Below are 22,303 nucleotides of genomic sequence, written 5' to 3'. Positions count from 1 at the left end.
GGAAGATGAAATTGAAGGCATTTGTACATGAATTTGGTGAATTAAAAATAAAGGATATGCCTGAGCCTACAGCCCAGGACAATGAAGTAGTAGTTTCACTTCGTACAGCAGGGTTGAATCGACGAGATTTATATATACCAAATAGACGAGGTGATGAAAAGGATGCATTAATTCTTGGCTCGGATGGAGCAGGAATTATAGATTCTGTCGGTAGAGAAGTAACTGACTTCCAAGTAGGGGATGAAGTAATAATTAATCCTGCACTTCGCTGGGACAGAAATAGTGATGCACCTCCCAAAGGTTTTGACATTTTAGGTATGCCCGATCACGGCACATTTGCTGAAAAAATAGCTGTTTCTGTTGAACAAGTTGAAAGGAAGCCTAGTCATCTTACCTGGGATGAAGCAGGTGTACTAGCTTTATCTGCACTAACCGGATATCGGGCTCTATTCACCAAAGGGGAAATTAAAAAAGGGGATACGGTATTTATTCCGGGAGCCGGAAGTGGTGTTGCAACATATTTAATTTCTTTTGCAAAAAACGTGGGTGCTAAAGTAATTGTAAGTTCACGCAGTCAAGATAAGCTTCAAAAGGCGAAAGAGCTCGGTGCTGATATAACTCTTACCGATGATAGTGATTGGACAAATAAGCTAAAAAACGAAACTGTGGATTTAGTTATAGACAGTGTAGGAGGCGCAACTTTTAACCGTTCTTTGGAAGTACTTAAAAAAGGTGGCAGAATGGTTGTATTTGGGGCGACAACGGAAGATACGATAGACCTTGATCTGCGTGCGTTTTTCTACGGGCAATACCAGTTATTTGGTTCCACAATGGGGAGTCGCCAAGAATTAGAGGCATTATTAAACCATATGGAGAATTTCTCTATGCAACCAGTAGTTGACAGTATATATAATTTGGATGAGATTCAGGATGCTTTTGACTATTTAAAAGTGAATAAGCAATTTGGAAAGATTGCTATCAAAATTAATTAAAAAGGCGGGGTTTCCCCGCCTTTTAAGATAATTCTTTAGAGTTGTTAAAACTCTATATTTAACTAGCTTCTTCGCTGTCCATCCAACCTTTTCCTTCGAGATGTCTGGTTACTAGCATGCTTGATACTGTGTCACCAGTCACATTAACCATCGTTGCAGGTGGATCAACTACAACCCCGATAGCTGAAATGATTGGCAGGGCCTCCATAGGAAGGCCATACAATGTTATGATCATCATTTCGCCCATAAATCCTCCACCTGGAATGCCGCTCATTACAATTCCTGATAATAGACAAATACCGATTGCAGTTAAAAAGGTATCTATTCCCGTGAAATCCATATTGAATACGCCAAAGACAAATGCAATTTTAAGCATAGCAGACAGGCATGATCCGTCCATATGTATAGTCGCACCCAGAGGGAGTACGGTTTCACGTACATCTTTAGGGACACCTATTCGCCTTGCAGCCTGTAAATTAACCGGAAGAGAAGCAATACTACTACCAGTCCCAAGAGAAGTAGCTGCAGGTGCTAAAATATTTTTCCAGAAGCGGACTACACCAAGCTTCCCACCCGCAATAAAAGCATACAGAGTAAAGCCTATGGAGAAATACAATATAGATACAGGATAATAGACAATTACTGCTTTTGCATAATCACCAATTAAATCAGCTCCAAATTCCCCAACAAGTGATGCGAAATATGCGCCAAGCCCTATCGGCGCATAATACATAATAAGTTGAACCAACTTCATGAATACTTCTGATGCACTTGTCAAAAACACGGTAAAAGATCTGCCTTTTTCACCCGTAATCCCAGTAGCGACACCTACCAAAACAGAGAACACAATTAAAGCCAGCATGTTTTGACGTGAGAATAAATCTACAAAATCAGAAACAGTGAATGTATTAACCAATTGTTCTGATAAAGTCATCTCTTCTAGCTCTCCTGGATTTTCAAGCGGAATATCTACACCAGAACCTGGTTGGAAAATTACAGTTGCAATTAGCATAAATACCGAGGCAAAGATTCCGGTTACAACAAAAATAGTTATCATTGAGCCCATAATTTTACCTAGCCGCTTCATACTATCCATGCTCGCGATTGCTGAAGAGATCGTAAAGAACACCAATGGTATAACAACCATAAATAAAAGGTTAATAAATAAGTCCCCAAGTGGCTTTATTACCATTGCTTTCTCTCCAAAAACAAGTCCAATAATAGACCCGATTATAATGGAAAAAAGCAAAATAATCGGAAAGCGATAAGCTTTCATCTTTTCTTTCATAGGAGTCATCCTTTTCTTGTTTAGATATAATAATATCTTATTTTACAACAAGATAGGGATGGAAGAAAGAATTTATTTTAAATAGGGTTGCACTAACTCGGTTGCATGCTGCAATTTTCTACTATTTCTTTCATATAGTTCTTTTGATTGTATATTATTGGTTTCTAAAGCAAACAACTCTAAATCAGCTTGGCATTTTTTTAAAGTTGCAAGAAGTAATTTTGTCTCTGTTGGTTGAGGTACGACAAGTTTATCATCATAGAGGTCAACAGTAAGCTGTCCGTTGTTATCTGCTTGGGCGAGAAACACATTTTCTATACTGACATTAAGTTTGTCTAATTCTGTTTCCAACCAATTTGTGTTTAAGGAGAGGTTAGCTAAAGGCTCTAATAGTACCTTCCCATCCATCACCACAGTCTGCGGTTCTTTTTCTGGCGCCAATTTTAATCCCAAGTCTTTTGCTGTTAACGGCTGATTTTCTTTCTTAGGAAGCACACTTAGTGAGCCAGATGGCTCTAATACGGCAAACTCTACATCAGACGCCAAGAAAATATTGTTGTCTCTCAACTTTTCCAGCAGGTCATCTGTTGAGTATCCTTCCTTTTTTAAATTGTCCTCCATAATTTTACCATCTTGAATAAGAACGGTGCTTTTTCCCTGAGTAAAGTTTCGAAAGCTTTTACTTTTAAGTGCAATAAACTCTACAGCAAAAGGGACGATAAACCAAATAAACATGGCAATTAATCCATAGATGATATTACGTTCTGGTTCAATCGTATGAATAGCGACGATACCTCCCAGTACAATGCCAGAAATATATTCAAAGATATTTAATTGGGAGATTTGCTTCTTGCCAAGCCACTTTGTCATAAAAAATAGCACGATTAATAAAATGACTGATTTAAAGGCAATTATAATCCATTCCGGCATAACCATATTTCCTTTCTTATTTATATTGAGGTTCTTGTTTTGCAAGTTGGGTTACTTGCTGCTTTAATTCTTCCTTTACAGTTGTAACGATTTCTTGTGCTTCACTAAATTTATTGTGTGTTTCCAGGTCTTGAGTTTTACTTGCCAAAAGACTTAAACCTGCTTCTACACTTTTTATAGAAGAATAACAACTTTTAACTTGTGAACCAACAGTCAATTTGATCACCTTCTAACCTTTTGGTTTAAAAATAATGGCCCCGATAACTCCGAAAATAATTGCTGCCGAGATACCAGCACTTGTGACTTCAAACATCCCAGTCACAACACCGATCAAACCATGTTTTTCAGCTTCTGCCATTGCACCGTGTACGAGAGAATTACCAAAGCTGGTAATGGGAACAGTTACTCCGGCACCTGCAAAATCAATTAATGGTTCATACCATCCTAAACCATCTAATATAGCTCCTAAAATAACTAAAATAGTTAATGTTTGACCTGGATTCAACTTAAATACATCGAATAATATTTGACCAATAACACAGATAAAACCACCTATAACAAATGCCCAGAAGAAAATCATGAAATATCACTTCCTGATTCTATCGATACAGCATGTGCGATACATGGTATGGAATCACTTTGCTGGATACTTAGGGGTGAGTGCAACGCGCCTGTGGCGACTACTAACATCTTATTAACTTCTCCTTTTTTCATCATGTTTAAAAAATGCCCATAGGTGACAACCGCTGAACAAGCTGTACCGCTTCCTCCAGCTAATACTGGTTGCTCTTCTCGATAAATGGTTAACCCACAATCCACGTATTGTTCATTAGGTATTACTAAACCTCTTTCATTTAATAAATCGAGTGAAACTTCTCTACCGATATGACCTAAATCTCCAGTTATAATTAAGTCATAATAGGATGGATCGATATTTCTATCTCTGAAATGTGCTTCTATCGTATTTACCGCCGCCGGTGCCATTGCTCCCCCCATATTAAACGGGTCGGTAATTCCCATGTCAATAACCTTGCCAATAGTAGCTGAGGTGACTACAGGACCTGTTCCTTGTTTTGCTAATAATGCACAACCTGCACCTGTCACTGTCCACTGTGCTGTAGGGGGTTTTTGGCCTCCATATTCTGTGGGGTAGCGAAATTGTCTCTCAGCAGCAGCATTATGGCTGGATGTCCCACTTAGTATATAATTTGCCCCGCCAGCGTTAATTATAGAGGATGCCAAGGCTAAGCTTTCCATGGAAGTTGCACAGGCACTGAATAAACCAAAGTAAGGTATATCTAGTGTCTTAGCGGAAAATGTAGAAGGAGTTATCTGATTAATTAAGTCCCCACTTATGAAAAATTGTACTTGTTCTTTCTCCACGTCAGTTTTTTTTAAGGCAATTTGACATGCTTCTTCCATCATGGTGCGTTGGGCTTTTTCAAAAGAATCCTGTTTTATCCACATATCATCGTGTAGGATATCAATATCATTTGCAATTCTCCCATTCGCTTCAAAAGGACCGCCGACTGTGCCTGTCGAAATAATAGTTGGTTTATTTTCAAACATCCATGTTTGATGGCCGACAAGCATTATAATCCACCCCATTTTATTAGTATTGTCTTAATAAGCGCTACAACAAAAGCCGAAAAAACACCGTAAACAATTACAGGTCCTGCAAGTTTTAACATATTACTGCCAACTCCCAGCACAAATCCCTCTGTTCGGTGCTCAATAGCTGAAGCAACTACAGCATTACCAAAACCTGTCACTGGAACAGCTGAGCCTGCGCCTGCGAATTGGCCAATACGATCATAAACTCCGAAGCCAGTAAGAAGCATAGTAATAAAAATAAGAGTTGCGACAGTGGGATTACCAGCTGTTTGTTCAGTGAAATGAAAATAATAAATATAAAACGTAGAAATGGCTTGGCCAATAAGACAAATCGTGCCACCTACAAGAAAGGCTTTTATACAATTTTTAAAAATTGGACGTTTTACTTCTCTTTTTTCTTGAAAGGATTGATATTGCTGTGCTTCAGGAGGTAGATTCTTTTTCTTTTTATCTGCCACGCCAAATCCCTCTTTCTATGTTTGTTCTTTAGATAGTTCAATTAGTTTTTTAATTTTCTTTTTTAATTCTTTAGACGTATAGGTATTTTCCTCAATTTGTTTTTCTACTTTTTCCAATTCAAGGACTAACTTTTTATCAGTTGTCAGCTCTACCTTGTAGTCAGGGAAGTTTTTCTCTATTTTCTTTTTTAGTTTTTTACGTATCTCACTTAATTGGAGTCTAGCTTGGTGTTTAACCTCAACAGTGGCGATTAATTCTTTATCTGTATTAACGGCGTTGACTTTCGTAACCTCTTTATATTTGCTTAACATTTCTTTCGCTTCGTTGGAAACATGCTGATCTATCGCTTGATTATTGGAAATTTTAGTAAGCTCGACATGATTATTTTTATTAGTTGGCTCTAATGCATTATTACTACTGCAAGCAAATAGAGCTATAGCTAATAATACAATTGCTAGTAGTTTAACCTTTTTCATCTTATTCACTCATCCATTCGTGTATTAAAAAGGGAGGATGGGCCTCCCCATACATCCCTGATTATCTGTTTTCTCTTATTAAAAACCTTTATATTGAGGTTCTTCTTTTTCAAGCTGTTGAATTCTAGGCTCAACACTTTGTAAAATTGTCATCGTCTGCTGTGCAGCATTTTCATAAAGTTGCTTTGCTTGTTTATTCTCTGTTTGCAAGGCAAATTGTTCAAAACTTGCTTGTGCGCTTTTTAACCCAGCAATGGTTTGTTTTACTTGACTTCCAACAGTCATTTGTTTTCCTCCTTTATCATGCATTTCAACACTATTTAGGTTGGATTTTAAAACAGGAAATATACTTCTACATTCTTCCAGTAATGACTGTTCATAAAAGTATTTTGAATGAAGAATTTATTGATCACAGTTTATGTAATAAAAAGCCCTTTACTCAATAGAGTGATTTAATAATTGTAAGAACTTCATGCAACTGTTGTAATGCAAATAATCCAGCATCATTTACTACGTAGTAGGAGGAAAATGCGAACTAACAACAAAACTATTGGCAGCAGGGCAAAGTAATCTGCCGGAGAATAGGTTAATCAGCTGTAGAACGAAAGTATCCGCCGCAGAAGAGATTAATCGGCAGCAGAGCGAAGTAATCTGCCGGAAAATAAATTAATCGGCAGCAGGGCAAAGTAATCTGTCGGAGAATAGGTTAATCAGCGTAGGACGAAAGTATCCGCCGCACAATAAATTAATCGGCTGCAGAGCGACGGTATCTGCCGAAGATATTAAGGGGCTAGCTGTATTTTCTTACCATACATTATTTTCCGAAGGGGAGTTTACAGTACTACCAAGTTAGAGTTTATCTTTAAAGTGAACTTTTGCAAAAAACTGAAACATTTTACAGTCAAATAAAAAACACCACGTCGTAGTGGTGTGAAGGTGTTTTAATGGGATGTTTTAATCGATAAGTTAGAAGTAAGCAACAATTAAACAACGATAGACTGGTTATTATAAACTTTGTGTTCCGCTCGTAACTGAGCTTCAATATGGTTATCAAGAATTTGTTTAATTTCTTCATAACAATTTTTGGCATCTTCTCCATCAATAATAAGTTTAATGTTTTTTTTCTTGCTACTCAAAAAAAAGAAAGAAATAAGCTTGGGTAAATTTCGTGCGTCCGCTATAGCTCTGTCTCGATATAAGTAAATACTATAACTACTTTCTACTGCAAGTTGATGAATCTTGATAATGTCTTTTGTAGGTATCTTGTTATTTAGATAAATTTGATAAGAAGAGATCTCATTCATATCTACACCCCTCTGTAGTTTGTTAATCTTAGTAAATATGTACCCATTAGTTTTTGAAACCAAACCTTATATAAATAGAGCTTTAAAATATAATTGTTATCAATTGACCAAGAGATTTGTTACACTTTAGGTATAGAAGTAGAACAGGAAATGAGGTTTTAATCATGGTCGAAATTCGCAAACCAATCCCTGTGGAAACAGCAATTAGGAAAGTAATGAATTATGCAAGTATAGGGGTAGTGGAAGAAGTACCTATTGAAAATAGTCATCAAAGAAGATTGGCACAACAAGTTGTTGCTACTAATAATGTGCCTTCATTCCATAAATCTCCCTACGACGGGTTTGCTTTAAGGTCTATCGATACAAGTGAAGCTTCTTTAGAGTCACCAATTGAATTTGAAGTAGTTGAACATATAGGAGCAGGGCAAGTGCCAAAAAAAAAATTACAAAGTAATCAGGCAACTAGAATTATGACTGGTGCGCAAATTCCTGAGGGTGCAGATTGTGTAGCTATGTTTGAAATATGTAAAACGTATGAAAAAGATGGAAAAAACTACATATCTTTAAAAAGAAAAATGGAAAAGGGACAAAATATAATTAAAGAGGGTTCAGAAGTAGTAAAAGGGGAGGTACTTATCGAAAAAGGAACCTGGATCAACCCTGGTGTTATTGCTTCACTGGCAACTTTTGGTTATAGCAGCGTCAAAGTGGCTAGAAAGCCTGTAATCGGAATTATTGCTACAGGCACAGAATTATTAGATGTAGATGAAGATTTAAGACCAGGCAAGATCAGAAATTCAAATGCTTATATGATCTCTTCCCAAATTGAGAGAGCAGGAGGCACTCCAAAATATCTAGGGAAATTAGAAGACGAACTCGAATCGAGTTATGAAACGATTAAGAAAGCACTTGAAGAAGTAGATTATTTGGTAACAACCGGAGGCGTATCCGTTGGAGATTTTGATCTTATGCCGGCGATATATGAAAAGTTAGGTGCAGATGTACTATTTAACAAGATTGCAATGCGACCAGGAAGTGTAACTACAGTTGCAGTCCTTGGAAATCAGTTGTTGTTTGGTTTATCCGGAAATCCATCCGCGTGTTATGTCGGTGGTGAACTGTTTCTAAGACCAGTTATTCAAGCAAATCAGTTTAGCACAACCCCCTATTTAAAACGAATAAAAGCAACACTTGCAGATGAATTTCCAAAGCCCAACCCTTTTACCAGATTTGTAAGATGTTACGTGGTTTATAAGGATGGAAAAGTTTTTACAAGGGTAGCGGGGATAGATAAATCAAATGTTGTCACTTCATTGGCATATTCCGATTGCCTTATGATGTTGCCAGGCGGAACAAGAGGGTTTAAAATAGGAGATGAAGTTGAAATTTTATTATTAAATAATTATGAAGGACAACAGGATTTCAATTGATTGTAGGAGGAGGATTCCTGTGAATAATTTACCAATTCAGGATCATCTGGGTCGCCCTTTAAAAGATCTTAGAATATCTGTAATAGATAAATGTAATTTACGATGCACCTACTGTATGCCAAAGGAAATATTTGGGGATGATTATGCATTTCTACCAGAAAATGAACTATTAAGTTTTAACGAAATAGTCCAATTGGCTGAAGCATTCGCTCAACTTGGTGTGGAAAAAATTAGAATAACTGGTGGAGAGCCATTGCTACGGAAAGATTTGGACAAGCTTATTTCTCGATTATATGAAATCCCTGGAATTACTGATATCGCTTTAACAACTAATGCAATATTATTACCAAAGCGAGCTCATAAATTAAAAGAAGCAGGACTTCAACGCGTTAACATAAGTCTGGATGCAATAGAAGATGAGGTTTTCAAGCAGATTAACGGAAGGGCTGTTGGTACACGTCCTGTTTTAAAAGGGATTGAAGCAGCCAAAGCTGCAGGTTTGCAAGTGAAAATAAATATGGTAGCCAAGAAAGGAATGAATGAAAGTCAAATCATTCCTATGGCAAAGTATTTTAAAGACAAAGATATTATCTTACGTTATATTGAATTTATGGATGTTGGTAACCATAATGGCTGGGATCTTGATAATGTAGTTTCCAAGAAACAAATTATTTCTAAGATTAATAATGAAATTCCTCTTGAATCAGCCACTGAAAATTATTATGGAGAAGTAGCTTCTCGTTTTCGATATAAAGATGGAGAAGGAGAAGTTGGTGTTATTTCTTCGGTAACAGATTCTTTTTGTAGTACTTGTACTCGAATACGTTTGTCAGCAGATGGCAAGCTCTATACTTGCTTGTTCGCTTCCCAAGGATTTGACATAAAAGAGAAGATTAGAAATGGACTGGAAGGCGAGCAACTCACAAATGAATTAGCTTCTCTTTGGGGGAGAAGAAAGGACCGCTATTCTGATGAACGGATGGAACAAAAAAATACAAATCGTAAAAAAATTGAGATGTCGTATATCGGTGGATAGGTGAGGGGGAAGGCATTGAAAACCTTTAAACTAAAATCATTGGAAATTCTTGAACAACAAGGCGAAGAAATTAAAAAGCATAGCATAGAGTTAAAAGATGGTCTGATTATTAATCGTGAGGACGATCGTAATCAATGGACTATAGAAGCATATTTGGACCATTCTTATTTAACATTTTTTAATCGAATGAAAGAAATAAGAGATGAAATTATGATTCAGGTTAAAATTACAAAAGAAAGTAATGATTATGCAACTTTTATTACTTCTATTGTGAGCATTAATGAAATAGGCTCTGATATGAATGTATTGTTTCTTGGTACAATTATAGACAGACAAAAAAGCAAAATTGAAGAGATGCTTGTCACATTGGTTGAACAAGGATACGAAGGCAAAAATTTAATTAAAAAGTTTAAAGAGCTAACCTAGCATATGCCCTTGAAAATGACCCTTTTATAGGGTCATTTATTCGTTTATAATAAAGTACAGTAAAAACAGTAAAAAGAAATTGTTAAGCAATTTAAAAAAGCTACTGGTATAATGATATGAGAATTTATAGGAACTACGAATGTTAGGAATAAGGAGAATAGCTATGAAACTTCGTTATCCATTTTTATATTGGATGAATAAATTGACACCTGTACAGGTACTGTTAATATTTTACTTTTTGGCAGTTTTGCTTTCTACTGCCGTCATGTCTTTACCTATCGCTTATCAAGAAGGGGTGGATATACCTTTTATAGATGTGGTTTTTACAGCAGTAAGTGCTCTTAGTGTGACCGGTTTAAGCTCTATTACGATTGCTGATACACTAAGTACAACTGGTATAATTATATTAGCCTTAATTCTACAACTAGGCGCAGTTGGTGTAATGGCAATTGGAACTTTTATCTGGCTTTTGTTAGGGAAAAAAATCGGTCTGAAGGAAAGACGTCTCATTATGACAGACCAAAACCAACATACTTTTGAAGGAATGGTCCGTTTAATTAAACAAATAGTATATGTATTGTTGACGATAGAACTAATTGGATTTATCGTATTGGGCACCTATTTTCTCCAATATTTTCCGACAGCAAAAGAGGCTTATTTAAACGGCTTTTTTGGCACCATTAGTGCAATTTCTAACGGTGGATTTGATATCACTGGTCAGTCATTAATACCGTTTAAAGATGATTATTTTGTCCAGTTTATTAATATACTACTTATAGTCTTTGGAGCTATTGGATTTCCAGTTTTAATTGAAGTAAAAGAATACATATTTTCCAAATCAGTTAATCAGAGATTTATGCGTTTTAGTCTGTATACAAAGGTTACTACAAGCACATTTGCTATTCTTATTGTAATTGGGACTCTATTTATTTATCTGTTTGATATGAATAATTTCTTTGTTGGTAAAACGTGGCATGAATCATTTTTCTATTCCCTTTTTCAGGCTGTAACTACAAGAAGTGGTGGATTATCAACGATGGACGTAAGTCAATTAACAGAGCAGAACCACCTCTTTATGTCTTTGTTAATGTTTATTGGTGCTTCTCCAAGTAGTGCAGGTGGAGGAATCCGAACTACGACTTTTGCATTGGCCGTTATATTTCTTATCACCTATTCAAGAGGTGGAGACAGTATTCGAATTTTTAAGAGAGAAGTATATGAAGAAGACCTTCTTAAAGCAGTAACTGTTGTAATGATGGCATTTATATTGGTTTTTTCCTCTGTACTTATTATAACGATTGTTGAACCATTTTCGTTAACGCAAATTTTATTTGAAGTTACCTCTGCATTCGGAACAGTGGGATTATCATTAGGAATAACAAGTGAAATTACTACCTTTAGCAAAATTGTTTTAATGATTCTGATGTTTATCGGAAGAGTCGGGATCATATCATTACTGTTTATTTTTAAAAGCAATAAAAAGAGTGGTAAATACCATTTCCCTAAAGAAAAAATCATTATTGGTTAATTTAATAAAGGCTGCCGTTAAATAGTATTCTCTTTAGTTTGAAAGAATTTACTTGTTAGCGGCAGCCTTTTAATTCGGCTCTAAAATATATATTGGAATTATATGTTTCGCAATATAGATAAACTACGAACTAACTTGTGGTGGATGGAGTAATTCATTTTACCGAGGAAGCACCCATTGATTTCCGTTTCAGGCGGACGCTTTCACACCTCCGGGTACAAGTGCGACATCTGCTCGTTATCTCGCAGTGTCTTTTTTGCCGCCCGGCATGGTCTCAGCCGCTTCCTCCGCTGCGCTCCGTCCAGGGTTTTCGGCTCATGCTATTCAGGCAGGAGTCGCAGGCCAAAAGGACGTTGGTCATGCAATCGTTGACAGGACGTGGCGTTCTTAGATTGCCGCCCTCCACTTCAATCAATTTGTACACAGCACATTTTGAGTGTATGCGGACGGAATTTTTCTCCCTAGGTATAATAGTAAATAATAGCGCAGTATTTTTCCGTAGCGGTGTTATTTAACTTTTTACCTTTAACAGCTAAATAGGCTTTTTTCTAGCTCGCAGTTCCTTCCAACTTCTTAGAAAGGGTTGCATCTATACATTCGAATAGGAACCTTTAGTCAATTTTAATTGCAATACTTTTTCCAGGCTATATAAGCAATATTATGCTACATAACTTATTCATCCTCTAGAGATCATAAAGCCTTTTCATCTGTCAATTCACTAGTATTTGTTTTTTCTTTCTTATCAGGAAACAGCAGACTAAATACAATACCAAAAAATAAAGCAATGAAAAAGGTTGTGAATCTGGAGGTTATCATTTCTTCCAAAGGCGTAGATATCCATAGCACTGTTGATAGTAAGCCGGAAACTACAGTTGCAATAACACCAGCTCCTGAATAACGTTTCCAGAAAAAGGTCATAAGAATTGCTGGGGAGAGGGTGCACCCTACACCGGCCCATGCCCATCCAACTACAAGATAAAGGAGCGATTCGGAAACAAGAGCTATAATCATGCCAATTAATCCAAAGAGAACAACCATAATTCTGGATAACCATACTAATTGTTTATCAGTAAGTTTAATACCAATGGCTTTATGAATAATATCTTCACTAATAGAACCAGTAACTACAAGTAATTGGGAATTGGCTGTAGTAATAATCGCTGCTAAAACACCTGCAAGTAATAGTCCAGCTATCCATGGTGGCATAAGTTGCAGAATCATTGTTGGCAATAATACTTCCACATCTCCAAAGGAACCCTGGTCGTACATTGCTATAGCGCATAAACCGATCAAGAATGCTCCACCATATGCCAGAAAAGTCCATACCACTGCTACAATACTTCCATGTTTTGCTTCTCGATCATTTTTCAATGCCATAAACCGTGCACTCAATTGAGGCTGGCCACCAAGAAAGCCAAAGAACCAAGCAAAATTATTGAAGAAAAGAACTCCTAATGCGAAGCCGGTTAATCCTCCGAACCACGAATTAAATGAAGGGCCGGCAAAGACTAGGGATTGACTGATAGAAATATCATTGGATTGAAGATGGAAGAGTGCAACAATTGGAAGAGCTACAAGTGTTATAACCATCATCACACTTTGAATCATATCTGTCCATACGACAGATATAAAACCACCAGCAAACGCTATTATTATAATAACGATGGTTGCTAGGATAATACCTGTTGTGGGTGTCCATTCAAAAGTGATAAATAACATTTTTCCTGCCCCTGCCATTTGCGCTCCTACGTAAAACATTAAAAATCCAGCAATTAATAAACTAGTTAACCATCTTATTATGTTAGCTTTTTTACCGAAGCGGACAGCTAAGTAATCTGGAAGAGTCAAGATATTATATTTATCGGTTTCCTTCATAAATCGTTTGGCTAAAAACAACCATGAGAAAATGATACCAGAAGCTATACCTGCAGCTACCCATATACCTGATAAGCCTGTCATAAATACAAATCCAGTGTAACCTAATAACAACCATGCTGACTCACCGGTTGCTCTCTCTGAAAATGCCAATGCCCAACCTGGTAGTTTTTTTCCGCCTAATAAGAAATCCGATTGTGTCTTACTTCTCTTACTAAAATAGTATCCGATACCAATAATTGCAATACAGTAAATGATAAATTCTATAATAATAATCGTCATAAAACCCCTCCACTAATATTTTTGTAATCGCTTACATTATTGATTTAATTCAGTTTTTGACCAACTCCTTTTTGTAAGGCCTTTTCATAAATTGACACAGCTGCAACATTATCAAATAATGCCATTCCAGTTGATTTGAAAAGAATACTCTTATTATCTGAATAACTTGGACTGTGATTATTAGTAAGATGGGAGGACATTGTTTGAATCTGGTTTTCAGAGATCCATTTGTTTGCTAAAGGAATTTGAAGATCACCAGTTTCTTTTATTGCATCATCACTATCGATAATGATTTGATTAGATAAATGAAATGCAGCTTCTGGTAATTCTCTCATTCTTGGCTGAAAGGAACCAATCCCAATAATTAGCTTGTTTTCAAGCGAAGATTTGTTTTCAGGAAGTACTGGAGTGATAGATGAGGTTGCTGTAATAATAATATCGGCATTTAAAATTGCTTCTTCGGCAGACTTCATCGAATGTATGTTTATGTCAGAACTTATTTTATTTCTTAACCTTGTTACGAATGGCTTTAGTTTAGAATTTGTACGGTTATATAAATAGATATCAGTAATGTTAATAGCAGTAGTTGCAGCGATCGCCTGATATAACCCTTGGAGACCAGTACCTATAATTGCAACAGTGTGAGCGTCTTTCTTGGCTAAATTCCGAATGGCTGAGCCACCAATAGCTCCTGTCCTTAAGGCAGTAAGACACGAACCATCCAAAATCGCTTTCGTTCTACCAGTTTCTATACAATTTAATATCACTAGTCCTTGTATAGTGGGATAATCTATATTTCTTGGGAAAGATGTAACTAATTTTGTAGAGATTGCTTGTGTAGTTATTGCGGGCATAACAAGTAAAGTGTTCGATCCCTCTTGAACCTGTGATCGTGTAGGCATTTGAAATTGCTCTGTGTTATAAATTGAATAGCAATAATCTATTGCATCGATCATTTCTTCCATGGTTATTGCTTTATGAATTTCTTCTTCATTTAAATAAAGCATTCAAAACCCTCCTCTAAAAATTATACGATAGCTCCTTCAATAATTAAGTCATTTTCTTTAAAACGGGCAAATCGTAGTGGAGATAAATCCAATGTCTGATAGGATCCTGTTATAATTAACTCTGCTATGCCCTTTCCAACTGCAGGCGCTTGCTGCATACCATGGCCACTGAAACCATTTGCAAGATAATATCCGGACATATCAGGATGTGCTCCGATAATAGCGTTCTGGTCAATGGTATTGTGACTGTAGATTCCAGCCCATCCACCCTTCACCTTCGCTTGGGAAAAGTTTGGTACTCGATTAGCAAGAATTGGCCACAATTGTTCAATAAAAAAGGAACGTTTCCACTTAAAGTTTATACTAGGTTCTACTTTTTCAGAGAAACCAGCGAGAATGTGTTTTCCTTCATGACGAAAGTATACTCCTGTCGGATCAACCGTAAGTGGTAGATCTTTCTCCAAGGGATCTGCTATATCAAACTGAATGATTTGACGCTTTAATGGAACAACAGGCAAGGGAAGTCCTATTTTTTCACTCAAAGCTGGCCCCCATGGACCTGCGCAATTAATAACAATTGTTGCATGGTGTATTTCATTGTCAGTCGTTTGAACCCCTTCAACACCATTTCTACCAGTTAAAATGGTTTTTACTTCTTTGTATTGATAATGAGCACCTAATTGTCTAGCTTTACGAATATAACCTTGCATTACAGAGTAAGGGTCTAAGTAACCGTCTTCAGCACAATAGAGGCCTGCTTGTAGATCAGTTATATTTAACTCAGGTATAATTGATAGTAAATTATCTTTTTTTACTATTTGGGATGGGACTTGGTATTGTCTTTGTAATAAATGTTGGTTTTTTAATTCTTGAAATGATCCATCCTTAGAAAGAAAGAGATATCCCCTATCTTGAAAGTCAATAGTTGCCTTGTCTCCATCCACTTCCATGTCTTCTTCAAACGTTTTGTACTTTGAAAGGCTATAGCGGCTTATCTGAATGTTAATTGCTGTAGTAAATAATTGCCTTATACCTCCAGCACTGCGAGGAGTAGAAGCAAATTCATAACCTTTATCCTTCTCAAATACAGTGACTTTCCCTGTAAATCCTTCGTTTAATAAATTGTATGCAATACTTGAACCGATTACTCCACCGCCGATTATGATTACGTCTGTTTGCTTTGCCAAATAACCACTCCTGTAAGTTAATAATTTAGAATATTTACTTTATTTATAACGTAAATATAGATAGATTTCTATGGTTAATATGAACAAAAATATATAGAGGAAAATGGAATTTCGAAAATTATGTTAACTATGTTAAGATAAAATTATATTAAAGGGGTAGAGGGAAGGGTGGGGAGGGTAATAGAACTTTTCGGTCAGGTTGCACAAAATATAGTGAAGGCGGTTACAGAAGTTTCACCATTTCCTATTAGTTTAACTGATGAGAAAGGCTATATAATTGGAGATAGCAATTCCAGGAGAATTGGAACATTTCATCCTGCTTCAAAATTAGTAATAGAAAAAAACAAAACTTGTCTATTTACAAATGAAATAACAGCCGAACTTGAGAACGTTTTACCAGGTATAGCTACACCTTTAATATTTGATTCTAAAACAGTAGGTGTACTAGGTATCGTAGGGGATCCAGATAAGGTAAAGCCGTATGCCGAGTTAATAAAGAAGTATGTAGAAATGAGATGGCAGGAAAATTACATGGAGCAAATGGAAGAACTCGAAACAAAAAAAGTAGAATCTTTTCTGCAATATCTTATTCTAAATCCAAATATAAATAAAGAGATGTTTTTAAAATACTGTAAAATTATAAGTTTGCAACCTAATATTGCAAGGTTTTGTATTATTATTGATATAGGAAGGGACATGATGGAAAATGTGATGCGCCCAGGTCATTCTTTATCCATTCATAACGAAAAATTAAGTTTAGTAGAGAATGCCCAAGAAATATTTGAAAAAGATAAAAATACAATTTGCGGATTCTTAAATACTACTAGAATGTTGTTATTACAACCATCTTATTCAAAAAGTGATTTTACATATAAAATGGAAAGATTTCCTGAACAATGCAAGGAGCTCCAAAAAATATTTAAGAAGAAGGGTGTTTCTAATATTGCCATCGCAAGCGGAACTACGGTGGATACATTGGAACAATCACATGTTTCTTACAAAGAAGCAGAAGAATTACTAGAAATGGGGCAAAATTTATGTATATATCCAGCAATATATAGTTATTTTGATTTGGAAATATTGCTAAAATTAATTCCCCTTCAACTAGACAAAGACCTGCATAATAAATTGATGTTTCGACTGAAAAACCTTTTCAGTGATACCCATTTTAGTGATCTTTCCAATAACTTTATTACCTATTGTGATAACAACTTAAATGTTACTAAAACAGCTGCTAAGCTATATATTCACCGTAATACACTGATATATCGGCTGAATAAACTTGAAAAATTAACTTCTTTAGATCTGGGGCGGTTTGAACATTGTATGTTGCTTTATCTTGTTTTAAAGGGAAATACTAGTAAAGAACAGAGTGAATAGCTTGTGCTATAGACCTATAGCACAAGCTATCCGTACTTAACAGTAAAAAGCTGCACCTACAATAATTAGAAGGATAAAAAAGCACAACAATTAGCGCGAAGTTATTGCCATATCCGCCTCCACAACCGTAACCCATATTGTTCACCTCCTGTTCTTTCACTTATAGCCTATGTAATAAATACGGAAAAGGTATGGACGTTTTGCTTAGTTACAAATAATCCTCTCTTTACTAAATAAAGAGAGGATAATAGTATTCTATAATTCCGTTTTCGTGAGATCTACAATTTTAAGTTGATCATTTTCATATCCAACCAAAAAATTCAATTTTAATGACTTTAACTCTTTTTTGGTATCATTTTTCTGGTTTTTTCGTTCTATTTTTATTGTAGTGCTCGTGCTGATCTGGTTATTTTCAGTCGATTTACTTTCAAGCTCTGAATAAGAAAGGTTTACTATGTTAATATAAGATTCTCTAAATTCTGCGTACGTGTTTTCTGTTTGTAATTTGCTCCCAAGGAGAGAGTACGCGTTTATATAATCCCTTATATTAATACTGTCCAAAAAATATTCAATTAAATATTCAGCATCCTGTACGAATTGCTCGTCGTTTTGAGACCGGATTATATCCGCGGTAGTTGTAAAATCCAGCTGATCGTTTTGCACTTCATTGGACCATTTTTTTATATCCGAAAGAACTTCATTCATTGGTATACTAAAGCCAATTAATCCATCTTCAGTACCTACGGAATTAATGCCAATAACTTTTCCCGTCTCTCTGTCAATAAGAGGTCCTCCGCTATTTCCATGTGTAATTTGTGCGGATATTTGATAAACATTTTCATAATCGAAACCATCCACGGAAAAATTACGGTCCTTGCCAGATATAATTCCTAAAGTCACTGTGTTTTGAAAACCATGCGGACTTCCTAAGGCGATTACTTCATCGCCAATTTCTACTTTACTATTTTCTTCTACCTTTAGATTTTGATCAGCTAATTGGGGAACTCGAAGAACCGCAACATCTTTTTCTTTACCAATCCCCACCACCGCCGCAGGATAAATTTGGGCATTGGCAGTCCTGACATACAAAACATCTGCATCACGAATGACATGAGCGTTAGTGATGATGTCACCCTTCTCATTAAAAAGGAAACCAGAGCCTGTTATAGTGTTGAAATCATTCTGCCCCTCAATCTGTATAACGCTTTTTTCAGCCTCATGGACAATTGTTTTTAAATCAAGCTGTTTTGATTCTGTTGTTACTTTAGTGATAGCAGGGTTATTAATAGTCAGTTCTGTTCCGTTCCATTTTTGATATAGACTGAAAGCAATTATAAAAGCGGTGAAAAGGAGTAGAACAGATAAAATAACTGGTTTGAAATCAATTTTTTTCATAACTTCCCCTCTCTAGCTGCTATTTACTCTGTATACCAAGTAATATTGTTAACCTGTATGGTGAAATCTTTTGCAGGTGCATCAACATCAAAATGAGTGAATTCAAACTTTCCTTCTTCATTTGGAAGAAGTTTGTCGGGATATACATATACCTCATTATTCAAGATCTCTTCATTTTGTTCAGAGAGAAGAGAATATTTTATTAAGATGGAGTGAATAGGTATGGTTGCAACACTTTTCACTTTTCCTTTAACTACTAAATTACCTTGATGATCACTTTCTGATGTTACAGAGAGGAGCTTGATAGCGTCATCTTTATTTACCTGTTTCTCCTCATTAGCCATATTTATAGCTTGTTCCATTCGTTGTTGTTGTGCAGTCTCAAAAGCAGTTTGTTCTTTATCGATTGTTGTTTGCAGACTTTTTAGCTTTTCGGCGTCAGGAGCATACTTCATTCCATCCTGGACAATCGCTGCTGCATCATTAAAATGACTAATCATCATTTGCTCACTAGCTTTTGTGAAAGTGTAGTCTATAATTTGGTTTCGTATCTCTGAAGTGATTTGTTCTGCTTCTTCGTTTTTAATATCTTCTGCCTCCCAGAGCAGTATTTTTAATTCATCAATGGAAGGGTTTTTATCTAAGGTACTGTTAAGCTGTTCTATTTTGATCTGATTTCTTTTCTCGGCGATAACAGTGATGACATGTTTTACAACAGGCCCTTTAAAATTCTGCAATTTTTTTTCAGACTCGTTGATTAAGGACACAGCCTCCTGATAATTGTTTTTTTCTGAGAGGTTTGATACTTCCTCAAGGGTGGATTCAATCTGGGTAGCAATATCCATAAAATGAAGGGATATTTCAGCTTGATTAAAATTTTTCTTATGTTGAAGCGCTTGTTCAAAAAAGGATTTAGCTTGTTCATAATTTGAATTCATCGCTTCTTCTTCACCTTTTTCATACAGTTCTTTAGCTTTTCCGACTTGGGTCTCTAATATAAGATAATAAAAGCCAATAGCCAATAACGAAAAAACGGCTACAGCAATAGGGAGCAACCATAATTTATTAAATTTCTTTTCAGTAGAGAAACGTTCCTCCATATCAGTTGGAAGTTGTTTTCCACACTTTATACAGAAATTTTCTCCTTCTTTTACTTTTGTACCGCAATATGGGCAATGAAACATAAATTTACCTGCCTTTTCAAAAGCTTTGATGCAAATAGACTAATTTGATATCCTGGTTTACTCTGTTGCTATTATTTATTAATTCTATTTTATCATATTTCTACTTTATTTAGGGGAAAGATATTGGTATGATAGAGGTGAAGTTAAAGTACTGATTTTAGTGATATAGTAAAATTTCTCTGTACATAACCAGTTGAAAGAGAGGTGCGTAAATATGTGGGAAACGGCTTTTGGGATTATTTGCTTCGGTATTATTGCCTTAAATATAGGTTACTGTATTTTTGATAACGAAAAATAATACAAGGTCAGACATATGTCTGACCTCACCTTGTCATAGACCACTCATCAAATGGAAAGATAACAAACTCCGAACGTCCTATTATGTTTCCTTCTTTAATAAAACCTAATCCATTCCTGCTATCTTTACTTATCGCCCGATTATCACCCATAACAAAATAGCTGTCAGGTGGTACTTCAATTGGTCCATAATTTCCTGTTTGTCTTAATGCTTCCTCCGTCAAATATGACTGTTTAACTTGCTTGCCATTAATTAATAAATTACTACCATTGATTTCAATGGTTTCTCCAGGCAGTCCTATTACTCGTTTTACATAGTTTTTTAATGGTCGTTCTATTATAACGATATCCCCACGATCAGGTTCATCGAGTAAGTAGACAATTTTATTGAATATTACTCTTTCTCCATTTTCAAGTGTTGGATACATGCTTTCACCATCCACTATAGAAGTAGCAAAGATAAAAGTTCTTAAAAACAACGCAATTAAGACTGCAATTATAATTGCTTTTATCCATTCTAGCCATTCATTTTTCTTTTTACCTTCTGTCACTGGAGACATCCTTTCCAAATTTAAAACATTACTATATTATATTAGCATAGAGATACTAAGTATTACAGTAGCAGATACTGAATCTCATTTATATATAAAGTCATTTGTGTTGACAGGAACATACATTCGAGTGTAAACTGTCTTTGATAACTAAATTGTATATTGATTTGGCCTATTGTGGAGGTTTGGCATTAAAAATAGCCACTTTAGAATAAGCGGCTATTTCTAAAGGAAACATAAAAGCATACCCTTTAAGTATCCCATATAACAATGTTCTTTTGATTAAACAAAAGGAGGCGTCAAGCTAATCCAATGAATACACATACTCTACTAAAACGTATAGAATTTCTACGTCATAAAATGACTGAAGTAGCATTGGAAAAAGGTTTTACTCATACAGATTCAGTAGCTATTAGTCAGGAATTAGATCATTTACTCAACCTTTATAATGAGATAGAACAAAAGAGTAAGCTGGCTGAATAAAAAATGGTCAATATAAATAGCCTTTTTGTAAATAATCATCTAATCGATTAAGGCCTCTTTCTATTGTATTAAGTTCATATGCGTAGGATAATCGCATATAACCCTCACCTATTGGCGAAAAGCTGCTTCCCGGTACCAAAGCAATTTTCCCTTTTCTTACCAAATCGATTCCCAGTTCAAATGAACTCATCTCTTTAATAGGAAACTTCGGAAAGATATAGAATGCACCTTTAGGACAATCCACTTCTAAGCCCAGGGATAATAACCTGTCATAAACATAGTCTCTTCTTTTTCTATATATTTCACGCATCTGTCCTGCATCATTTTTGCCATTGGTTAATGCTTCTAACGCTGCATATTGACTAATGGAGGAAGCACAGGAAACGTTATATTGGTGTACCTTCAACATGTGTTTTGAAATCCATTTTGGCGCAAGAACATAGCCAATACGAAAACCCGTCATAGAGTGGGATTTGGAAACACCATTTACTACGATGGTCTTTTCCTTCATTTCAGGAAAACCAGCAATAGATGTATGAGGTTCATCGTATATTAATTCACTGTATATTTCATCTGCTAAAACAAATATATTTTTATCCTTTAAAACAGAAACAAGCTCTTTTAATTCTGCTGCCGTGTAGGATGCGCCCGTAGGATTAGAAGGGTAAGGGAGCACCACACATTTTGTATTTTCATTGATGTGTTTCTTCAAAATCTCTTTGGACAGTTTAAAACCATTACCTGTAGTATCCGCGTGTACTGGTATAGCTCCGGCTAATTTGATTAATGGTTCATAACCTGGATAAATCGGTCCGGGAAGTATCACTTCATCATTTGGATTAAGTATTGTTCTGAATGTAATATCTATAGCCTGCGAAGCGCCAGTAGTAACAATAATTTCATTCTCTGGATTATATAGAAGCTTATATTTTTCCTCGTTAAATGTAGAAATAGCCTTCCGAAGATCCATAATCCCCGCATTATGTGTATATGTCGTTTTATTATCAGCAATTGCTTGACTGGCAGCCATTCTCACATGTTTAGGAGTATGGAAATCGGGTTGGCCGATGGTCAAAGACACCACGTTCTCCTCTCCGGATACCATATTGAAGAACTGGCGAATTCCTGATATCTCAATCTGTTGAATTTTTTTATTCAATAAATACTCCATTTTTCATC

The 22,303-nt window shown here is 35.8% G+C and carries 23 protein-coding genes and 1 pseudogene; 7 read left to right on the top strand and 17 right to left on the bottom strand.

Annotation, left to right across the window (positions count from 1 at the left end; all coding sequences use genetic code 11):
- The first annotated feature begins 11 nt into the window (after window positions 1-11).
- Window positions 12-992: a zinc-binding dehydrogenase gene (locus X953_RS12245; RefSeq protein ID WP_040955837.1), complete on the top strand. Its 981-nt coding sequence runs from the start codon at window positions 12-14 to the stop codon at window positions 990-992.
- A gap of 58 nt (window positions 993-1,050) precedes the next feature.
- Here the strand turns inward: X953_RS12245 and X953_RS12240 are convergent, their stop codons facing one another.
- From X953_RS12240 to X953_RS12200, 9 genes are all read right to left on the bottom strand, one after another.
- A complete protein-coding gene (locus tag X953_RS12240; protein ID WP_040955836.1) occupies window positions 1,051-2,280 on the bottom strand; it encodes a dicarboxylate/amino acid:cation symporter in 1,230 nt (409 codons plus the stop codon).
- Window positions 2,281-2,352: 72 nt separating this feature from the next.
- Window positions 2,353-3,210 (bottom strand): DUF421 domain-containing protein, encoded by an 858-nt coding sequence (locus X953_RS12235; RefSeq protein ID WP_040955835.1) that lies wholly within the window; start codon window positions 3,208-3,210, stop codon window positions 2,353-2,355.
- Window positions 3,211-3,226: 16 nt separating this feature from the next.
- Window positions 3,227-3,436, bottom strand: coding sequence for a DUF1657 domain-containing protein (locus tag X953_RS12230; protein ID WP_232217685.1), 210 nt, complete (start codon window positions 3,434-3,436; stop codon window positions 3,227-3,229).
- A 3-nt stretch (window positions 3,437-3,439) separates the two neighbouring features.
- On the bottom strand, window positions 3,440-3,790 hold the full coding sequence (spoVAE, locus tag X953_RS12225) for a stage V sporulation protein AE (protein ID WP_040955833.1): 351 nt from the start codon (window positions 3,788-3,790) through the stop codon (window positions 3,440-3,442).
- The gene (gene spoVAD / locus X953_RS12220; protein WP_040955832.1) at window positions 3,787-4,803 is read right to left on the bottom strand and encodes a stage V sporulation protein AD; all 1,017 of its coding nucleotides are present in this window, start codon (window positions 4,801-4,803) and stop codon (window positions 3,787-3,789) included. Before spoVAD ends, spoVAE begins: the two co-directional genes overlap by 4 nt.
- Window positions 4,803-5,282: a stage V sporulation protein AC gene (gene spoVAC, locus X953_RS12215; RefSeq protein ID WP_040955831.1), complete on the bottom strand. Its 480-nt coding sequence runs from the start codon at window positions 5,280-5,282 to the stop codon at window positions 4,803-4,805. The genes spoVAD and spoVAC overlap by 1 nt, the downstream gene beginning before the upstream one ends.
- A gap of 15 nt (window positions 5,283-5,297) precedes the next feature.
- The gene (locus X953_RS12210) at window positions 5,298-5,759 is read right to left on the bottom strand and encodes a YhcN/YlaJ family sporulation lipoprotein (protein ID WP_040957098.1); all 462 of its coding nucleotides are present in this window, start codon (window positions 5,757-5,759) and stop codon (window positions 5,298-5,300) included.
- A gap of 78 nt (window positions 5,760-5,837) precedes the next feature.
- Entirely contained in the window at window positions 5,838-6,044 is a 207-nt protein-coding gene (locus tag X953_RS12205) for a DUF1657 domain-containing protein (protein WP_019376101.1), read from the bottom strand.
- A 698-nt stretch (window positions 6,045-6,742) separates the two neighbouring features.
- Window positions 6,743-7,063: a hypothetical protein gene (locus tag X953_RS12200; RefSeq protein WP_040955830.1), complete on the bottom strand. Its 321-nt coding sequence runs from the start codon at window positions 7,061-7,063 to the stop codon at window positions 6,743-6,745.
- Window positions 7,064-7,227: 164 nt separating this feature from the next.
- On the opposite strand from X953_RS12200, the gene glp reads away from it, so the two are divergent.
- From glp to X953_RS12180, 4 genes are all read left to right on the top strand, one after another.
- On the top strand, window positions 7,228-8,493 hold the full coding sequence (gene glp, locus X953_RS12195; RefSeq protein WP_040955829.1) for a gephyrin-like molybdotransferase Glp: 1,266 nt from the start codon (window positions 7,228-7,230) through the stop codon (window positions 8,491-8,493).
- A complete protein-coding gene (gene moaA / locus X953_RS12190) occupies window positions 8,468-9,529 on the top strand; it encodes a GTP 3',8-cyclase MoaA (RefSeq protein ID WP_052350121.1) in 1,062 nt (353 codons plus the stop codon). The genes glp and moaA overlap by 26 nt, the downstream gene beginning before the upstream one ends.
- Window positions 9,530-9,544: 15 nt before the next feature.
- Complete coding sequence (locus tag X953_RS12185; RefSeq protein ID WP_040955827.1) at window positions 9,545-9,955, top strand: YwpF family protein; 411 nt, start codon at window positions 9,545-9,547, stop codon at window positions 9,953-9,955.
- A gap of 163 nt (window positions 9,956-10,118) precedes the next feature.
- Window positions 10,119-11,483, top strand: a complete 1,365-nt coding sequence (locus X953_RS12180; protein WP_040955826.1) for a TrkH family potassium uptake protein — start codon at window positions 10,119-10,121, stop codon at window positions 11,481-11,483.
- A gap of 690 nt (window positions 11,484-12,173) precedes the next feature.
- Here X953_RS12180 and X953_RS12175 read toward each other — a convergent pair.
- The 3 genes from X953_RS12175 to X953_RS12165 are packed head-to-tail and all read right to left on the bottom strand — an operon-like array spanning window position 12,174 to window position 15,834.
- A complete protein-coding gene (locus X953_RS12175) occupies window positions 12,174-13,640 on the bottom strand; it encodes a sodium/proline symporter (RefSeq protein ID WP_040955825.1) in 1,467 nt (488 codons plus the stop codon).
- Between the two features lie 44 nt (window positions 13,641-13,684).
- On the bottom strand, window positions 13,685-14,647 hold the full coding sequence (locus tag X953_RS12170; protein ID WP_040955824.1) for an ornithine cyclodeaminase family protein: 963 nt from the start codon (window positions 14,645-14,647) through the stop codon (window positions 13,685-13,687).
- Window positions 14,648-14,667: 20 nt separating this feature from the next.
- Window positions 14,668-15,834 (bottom strand): FAD-binding oxidoreductase, encoded by a 1,167-nt coding sequence (locus X953_RS12165; protein WP_040955823.1) that lies wholly within the window; start codon window positions 15,832-15,834, stop codon window positions 14,668-14,670.
- 168 nt (window positions 15,835-16,002) lie between these two features.
- Here X953_RS12165 and X953_RS12160 point away from each other — a divergent pair, with 168 nt between their 5' ends.
- Window positions 16,003-17,214, top strand: coding sequence for a sugar diacid recognition domain-containing protein (locus X953_RS12160; protein ID WP_040955822.1), 1,212 nt, complete (start codon window positions 16,003-16,005; stop codon window positions 17,212-17,214).
- Between the two features lie 36 nt (window positions 17,215-17,250).
- On the opposite strand, the pseudogene X953_RS19560 reads toward X953_RS12160, so the two are convergent.
- The 4 genes and pseudogenes from X953_RS19560 to lepB all read right to left on the bottom strand — a co-directional run bounded on the left by X953_RS19560 (window position 17,251) and on the right by lepB (window position 20,641).
- Window positions 17,251-17,350 (bottom strand): annotated as a pseudogene (locus tag X953_RS19560) (YjcZ family sporulation protein).
- A gap of 119 nt (window positions 17,351-17,469) precedes the next feature.
- Window positions 17,470-18,609, bottom strand: a complete 1,140-nt coding sequence (locus X953_RS12155; RefSeq protein WP_040955821.1) for a S1C family serine protease — start codon at window positions 18,607-18,609, stop codon at window positions 17,470-17,472.
- A gap of 23 nt (window positions 18,610-18,632) precedes the next feature.
- Window positions 18,633-19,793, bottom strand: coding sequence for a zinc ribbon domain-containing protein (locus tag X953_RS12150; RefSeq protein ID WP_040955820.1), 1,161 nt, complete (start codon window positions 19,791-19,793; stop codon window positions 18,633-18,635).
- 323 nt (window positions 19,794-20,116) lie between these two features.
- Window positions 20,117-20,641, bottom strand: a complete 525-nt coding sequence (lepB, locus tag X953_RS12145; RefSeq protein ID WP_040955819.1) for a signal peptidase I — start codon at window positions 20,639-20,641, stop codon at window positions 20,117-20,119.
- Window positions 20,642-20,953: 312 nt separating this feature from the next.
- Here lepB and X953_RS19555 point away from each other — a divergent pair, with 312 nt between their 5' ends.
- Window positions 20,954-21,124 carry an aspartyl-phosphate phosphatase Spo0E family protein gene (locus X953_RS19555; RefSeq protein ID WP_084715684.1) on the top strand — a complete coding sequence of 57 codons (171 nt, stop codon included), beginning with the start codon at window positions 20,954-20,956 and terminating at the stop codon, window positions 21,122-21,124.
- Between the two features lie 7 nt (window positions 21,125-21,131).
- Here X953_RS19555 and X953_RS12140 read toward each other — a convergent pair whose 3' ends face one another.
- Window positions 21,132-22,295, bottom strand: a complete 1,164-nt coding sequence (locus tag X953_RS12140) for an aminotransferase A (protein WP_040955818.1) — start codon at window positions 22,293-22,295, stop codon at window positions 21,132-21,134.
- Window positions 22,296-22,303: the final 8 nt, after the last annotated feature.

This window comes from Virgibacillus sp. SK37 (assembly GCF_000725285.1).
In the GTDB taxonomy this organism is placed as follows: domain Bacteria; phylum Bacillota; class Bacilli; order Bacillales; family Amphibacillaceae; genus Virgibacillus_Q.
Note: the sequence above shows the minus strand (reverse complement) of the source record. Positions and strands in the feature narration are given on the sequence as shown.